The 4,614-nt window shown below is 62.8% G+C and carries 11 protein-coding genes; 1 reads left to right on the top strand and 10 read right to left on the bottom strand.

The window, feature by feature from the left end:
- A partial coding sequence (locus RMO04_RS20445) for a hypothetical protein (RefSeq protein WP_309646612.1) occupies positions 1 to 209 on the top strand: 209 nt, incomplete at its 5' end.
- On the opposite strand, the gene RMO04_RS20440 is transcribed toward RMO04_RS20445, so the two are convergent.
- The 10 genes from RMO04_RS20440 to RMO04_RS20395 all read right to left on the bottom strand — a co-directional run.
- Positions 187 to 333, bottom strand: a complete 147-nt coding sequence (locus tag RMO04_RS20440; RefSeq protein WP_309646611.1) for a hypothetical protein — start codon at positions 331 to 333, stop codon at positions 187 to 189. The two genes, RMO04_RS20445 and RMO04_RS20440, sit on opposite strands and share 23 nt — an antisense overlap.
- A gap of 14 nt (positions 334 to 347) precedes the next feature.
- Entirely contained in the window at positions 348 to 563 is a 216-nt protein-coding gene (locus RMO04_RS20435; protein WP_309646610.1) for a hypothetical protein, read from the bottom strand.
- Positions 564 to 923, bottom strand: coding sequence for a hypothetical protein (locus RMO04_RS20430; protein WP_309646609.1), 360 nt, complete (start codon positions 921 to 923; stop codon positions 564 to 566).
- Entirely contained in the window at positions 901 to 1,188 is a 288-nt protein-coding gene (locus tag RMO04_RS20425) for a hypothetical protein (RefSeq protein WP_309646608.1), read from the bottom strand. The genes RMO04_RS20430 and RMO04_RS20425 overlap by 23 nt, the downstream gene beginning before the upstream one ends.
- A complete protein-coding gene (locus tag RMO04_RS20420; protein WP_309646607.1) occupies positions 1,185 to 1,580 on the bottom strand; it encodes a M15 family metallopeptidase in 396 nt (131 codons plus the stop codon). Before RMO04_RS20420 ends, RMO04_RS20425 begins: the two co-directional genes overlap by 4 nt.
- Positions 1,577 to 1,807: a hypothetical protein gene (locus RMO04_RS20415; protein ID WP_309646606.1), complete on the bottom strand. Its 231-nt coding sequence runs from the start codon at positions 1,805 to 1,807 to the stop codon at positions 1,577 to 1,579. Before RMO04_RS20415 ends, RMO04_RS20420 begins: the two co-directional genes overlap by 4 nt.
- Positions 1,804 to 2,175 carry a hypothetical protein gene (locus tag RMO04_RS20410; protein ID WP_309646605.1) on the bottom strand — a complete coding sequence of 124 codons (372 nt, stop codon included), beginning with the start codon at positions 2,173 to 2,175 and terminating at the stop codon, positions 1,804 to 1,806. The genes RMO04_RS20415 and RMO04_RS20410 overlap by 4 nt, the downstream gene beginning before the upstream one ends.
- Complete coding sequence (locus RMO04_RS20405) at positions 2,172 to 2,372, bottom strand: hypothetical protein (protein ID WP_309646604.1); 201 nt, start codon at positions 2,370 to 2,372, stop codon at positions 2,172 to 2,174. Before RMO04_RS20405 ends, RMO04_RS20410 begins: the two co-directional genes overlap by 4 nt.
- Entirely contained in the window at positions 2,369 to 2,761 is a 393-nt protein-coding gene (locus RMO04_RS20400) for a hypothetical protein (RefSeq protein ID WP_309646603.1), read from the bottom strand. Before RMO04_RS20400 ends, RMO04_RS20405 begins: the two co-directional genes overlap by 4 nt.
- Positions 2,730 to 4,614, bottom strand: a 1,885-nt coding sequence (locus RMO04_RS20395; protein WP_309646602.1) for a GDSL-type esterase/lipase family protein, incomplete at its 5' end; no start/stop codon positions are given. The genes RMO04_RS20395 and RMO04_RS20400, both read right to left, overlap by 32 nt.

Here is a 4,614-nt window from a genome sequence, read left to right as displayed (position 1 = left end):
CTTCGGGCTGGAACCTCGAGCACGACATGCAGATCGTCGAGCGCATCGGGCCTACCCGCCAGATGCAGTCCGGCCACAAGCGACCAGTCTATCGCTACCGGATCGTGGCTGTTAACACCGTCGATGAGATGGTCGCCGAGCGCCGGTCGAGCAAAGCGACTGTTCAACAAATCTTGCTGGCGGCACTCAACCGGAAGTTGTTAGACTAGCATCCACCACCGGCGCGCTCGCCTTTTTCTTCTTGAGCAGGCTCTTGGCCATGCCCAGCTGCGGGCTGACGTTGCTCAGTGCCTTGGCCGCGCCGATCCCGCTCAGCGGGTTGAGCTTGGCCATCGCCCCGATGCACATCAGCGTTTGGCCGCCTCGGCCAGCTTGGCGTCGAGGCGGGCGAAGCCCGCGTCGTTGTCGGCCTTGAGGTCTTCATACGCCTCGTTGAGCACGGCCTGGTCCTTCTCCTTGAAGGTGCCGACAATCTGGTCGTAGATATTCTTGAACTCGGGCAGGGCGGCGACCACCGGCCCGACGGCCGGGAGCAGCTTGAGTACGGAGGCGATGTCGAACATTTATTGTCCCCTTACAGCAGCGATGCCCTGCTCGACCGCGATGTTGGCAGAGCGGGCAGCGGCAAGCCAGTCGGCTTGGTTGGCGGTGGCATAGGCTTGGCGCATGACGCCGACGGAGCGGTAGGCGGCGACGTTGGCTGCGCGGGCGCGGGTGGCGCGCGCTCCCTTGATCGCCCCGGTGTCGACCCCTAGTTCGAGCGCGAGGCGAAATGCCTTGTAGCCCAGCTCGATGCCGTTGCGCGCTTCTTCGTCGACCGCGGTGCGGCCCGCAAGCTCGACCGGCGCGGGGATGCTGGTGACGTTGGTCGGGGTACAGGCGCCGAGTGCCAGCGCGGCGCTAAGGGCGAGGAGCGTTTTCATCAGTCGTCTCCGTCTGGACAGGTGGTGCAGTGCTTGTAGTCTCTGGACCGGCAACTGACAATGGGTCGTCGGGTGCGCCGGTCGGTCCTTCGTCTGTCTTGGCCGGCGTCGCACCCCACGGTCTGAAGCTGCCGAGGATGCCGACGAGGCCGGTCATGATGGCGAGGTCGGTCGGCTTACCGGCCAACGCCAACGTGACTATCGCGCTCAGCACCGCGAGGAAGGCGATGAGGTTGAACAGGTGAGGGGAGTGGAGGATCTTCATGGCTTCTTAGCCGGATAGGCCTTGTGCGTCAGCTCCCAATGCGGGCCGTCCTTGAACGACTTCCAGTCGCCGCCCCACTGGACCGGCACCTTCTCCTCGGCTGCCGCCTTCTTGATGACCTTGGCCATCTCATAGTAGAGCGGCCAGTCCCATCGGATGACACCATCAACATAGGGCGCGACGTCGACAGCGTGACCGGTGAGGTGGCGGCTGTTCATGGTCCGCGTCGCGCCGGCGGCGAAGTATTTCTTCTGTGTGGCGAGCGTACGCATGCCTTCGATGATCGAGAAGTCGAGCGTCGAGCAGCTGATGGCGCGCTTCATCACACGGACGAGATCAGGGTGGACCCCCTGCAGCCGGTCTAGCGACCGCTTGCCGAACGCATAACTCATTTGTCTTTCTCCGATTTCTTGACGACTTCACACGTCGCCTTGGTCGAGGCGAGGGTCTGCGTGGCATCGCGCACCGCTTCATTGGCGATGTTCATCGCGTCGCTCTGGGCCGGGTCGTGGTTCGGGTCATTGCCGTCGATGGCGGCGTCGAGGATTGACTTCTCGAAGTCGTTGTCGACCTTGGCCCCGAGCGCCTTGGCCGCGTCGTGGATTTTCTTGCGGTTCATAGGATATACCCAAACAGCAGGCAGCCGAATATCCAGATCATCGACGAGACGATGTAGGCGGCCACCGTCAGGCGGCTGCCATTGAGGACCGTGCTGCCGATCAGCGTCGCCGAGGAAAGGAACAGCAGGACGCTGGCGACGAACATCGAGATGCCGTCCAGCCCGGGCCAGCCGAGAGATTGAGAAAGTGGGTTGTACGACCACAGCGCGGCGCCGGCGGTCCACACCATCAGCGCGCCGGACACGACGCGATAGCGCCGGTCGAGCTTGTCGTCTGGATCCCTCCACGCTCGGAAGAATACCACCACCAGGAACAGCATCGAGATCGCAACGAGGCCGAAGCCGATCGCCAGTGGTGGTGAGATCATCGCAGACGCTCCGCTACTTGGTTCAGGGTCGAGTGCAGCTGGTGGCGGCCTCGGGCTTCCTCCAGCAACATGGTGGCTTCGTGGTCGAGGCGATCTACCGCTTCGCTAAGGGTAGCCGAGTGGGTTTCGATGGTGTGGTCATCGGTAACCGGCGGCAGGGATGCCGTCAGGTAAATGGAAACCTCCTTCTTCGTCACGGCTTTTCTCCTCCCGAGAACCGCGCGCGGTCCTCATGAGCTAAAGCCCTCTCTTCCTTGGCCTCTGCCTTGCGGTCGAGGCGATCTTCACGCGCGAGTACCCGGTCCTCGGCGATGGTCAGTCGTAGCGCCCACAGCGCATCCGCGACCTTGTCCACCGCAACACGAAGACCCTCGTGTATGCGGGCGTTAGCAATTCTATCCCATATCATGACCGCGAGGATTATTGTAGCGAATGACGCGATGATGAACATCGCCACCGCGAGGATCGCCCGCCAGTCGTTGAGCGTGGCGAGCGCCTGCGCGGTTGCGACAGGGTCAGGGAGCTTCTGTGGTGACGCTACTGGCATGAGATCATCAGATAAACCCGTCCGCGACGAACGCACCATAGATCGCGTCGGCGTTGACCTGGTGCGCGGCCGTGTTCGAGTGGATGCCATCGTTCAGGCCGCTCTGATATTCCGCCTTGAGATTGCCGACCCCGTCGTTGAGAATGGCGACGTGCGAAGTGATGCGCCCGTTGACGTTGATGATGGGGGTCGAGCCGAGCCCAGCAATCGCATTATTGAGGTCGAGCCATTTCTGGTAGCTGTCGACACCGAGTTGATTGAGACGGAACTTGGCCGGAGTGAGCTGTGACGCATAGATGAAGGCCTGCGGCGCGTCGATGCGGATCGTCGTGATCAGGTCTTGGAACGCCGCGATGATCGCCGCACTGCTGTTGGCCGGGACCATGTCGTTGAGCCCGATCTGAACGACGACTATCGGTATCGCCGTCTTGTCCTCGACCGCGACCCACTTCGCTTTCTGCAGCGCGATCGTGTCGCCTTGGTAGGCCATGTTGTACGCTGCGCCGCGTGGCACCAGCGCCGCGACGGCAGTCGCCCCTGAATAGTGGGTCGCCGTGCTGTCGCCGAGCAGGGCGAACGGAACGACCCTTCCGTGGTCCCCCAGATAGCGCACGACCGACCGATTGTGTGTCGTCGTGTTAGCACCCGCGATCAGCAGCCCATGGAAACGCCCATGTGCATATTGGCCGTCGCTGCGGCGCCCGATGTTAAGCACGCGCAGATTGGAGAAATTGCCTCCGCCCGGCCCGGCGTTTGCGGCCAGGGTGCGCGCAACCGACAGCCCGCTGATGCGCGGCTTGATCGCCGCCCCGATCGTCGCCCCGGCCAGATCGTAATTGCAGCTCTCGATCGCATGAGTGCCGACAAAATACTGGAAGGCGTCATCGCTGGCGGTGGACACGCGCGATGCGCCTTGGACCGACCAGATGAAGTTCTGTAAATTGGAAGTGACGTCGAGCGTACCGCTGGTGCCAACACTGGCCAGAGAATAGATACACTGCGCACTGGCTGCGCCTTCATGATAGACGTGCGCGTAGCTGCCGATCTTGTCGGTGCCGCTGAAGTCGATCGCCGCCGTCGCCAAAAAGCGCGAACTGGTCGCACCGTCGAACTCGAGATAATTCTTGCCCGAGGTGTCTTGCCGCAGGATCGGGCGCAAGCCGGCGGTGGCCTGCGTCGCATGGTAGCCGTTGCCCGACAGGTCGCTCATCTTGCCGACCGGCTGGCCAAGCGCGGCAGGGATCGTTCCGGCGCTATCCTGCCATAGCGAGGACACGTCCTGCGGATCGAAGCGAACCCCCTTGACCCCGCCAAGGAACAAGATCGCAGGGTTGAAGAGGGAAGGCACACTATTGTCGCGGGTCGAGCGCCACACCCCGCCGATCCCGATCGCCGTAACTCCGGCGGTCAGGCCGTCGGGCTGGAGCGCATTGCTGACAAAGATCATCTTGCCGTTCACCACTGCGGGCAAGGTGTCGACGGTGTAGATCGGCAATTGGCCGGGGAGCGCCGCGGCTACCGTCGCCGCGTATGCCGCAGCCGCGACGACGGATGCGTTGGCATCAATCACCGCCTGCCCTATGTCGCCTACGGCGTCGACTTGAGCACTAAGGTCATTGACCTCTTCCCGCAAAGCAATGCTGCCTCGCGCCAGCCGGTCGAGCGGGGGGTTGATCTGATCGGGATACCACGCACCGAAACGCCCGAAGTTGGTGCCCTGCTGGAAGCTAGGAGTAGAGGTGATGTAAACCTCGTCGCTGCCCCAACTCGTGGTCGGCGTCACGCTGCCTGTCCCGTCGGGGTTGAGCGCCACCGTGTAGGTGCTTGGGTAGACCACTATTCCTGCGCGCGTGACCTCGATCTCGGACGCGCTGATCGCCTGGAAAGTAAAC

It is taken from the genome of Phenylobacterium sp. (assembly GCF_031412415.1).
Classification (GTDB): Bacteria; Pseudomonadota; Alphaproteobacteria; order Caulobacterales; family Caulobacteraceae; genus Phenylobacterium.
Note: the sequence above shows the minus strand (reverse complement) of the source record. Positions and strands in the feature narration are given on the sequence as shown.

Coding starts and splice junctions, on each gene's coding strand:
- RMO04_RS20440 (WP_309646611.1), bottom strand. CDS start 333: ATGGCCAAGCTCAACCCGCTGAGCGGGATCGGCGCGGCCAAGGCACTG.
- RMO04_RS20435 (WP_309646610.1), bottom strand. CDS start 563: ATGTTCGACATCGCCTCCGTACTCAAGCTGCTCCCGGCCGTCGGGCCG.
- RMO04_RS20430 (WP_309646609.1), bottom strand. CDS start 923: ATGAAAACGCTCCTCGCCCTTAGCGCCGCGCTGGCACTCGGCGCCTGT.
- RMO04_RS20425 (WP_309646608.1), bottom strand. CDS start 1,188: ATGAAGATCCTCCACTCCCCTCACCTGTTCAACCTCATCGCCTTCCTC.
- RMO04_RS20420 (WP_309646607.1), bottom strand. CDS start 1,580: ATGAGTTATGCGTTCGGCAAGCGGTCGCTAGACCGGCTGCAGGGGGTC.
- RMO04_RS20415 (WP_309646606.1), bottom strand. CDS start 1,807: ATGAACCGCAAGAAAATCCACGACGCGGCCAAGGCGCTCGGGGCCAAG.
- RMO04_RS20410 (WP_309646605.1), bottom strand. CDS start 2,175: ATGATCTCACCACCACTGGCGATCGGCTTCGGCCTCGTTGCGATCTCG.
- RMO04_RS20400 (WP_309646603.1), bottom strand. CDS start 2,761: ATGGTGCGTTCGTCGCGGACGGGTTTATCTGATGATCTCATGCCAGTA.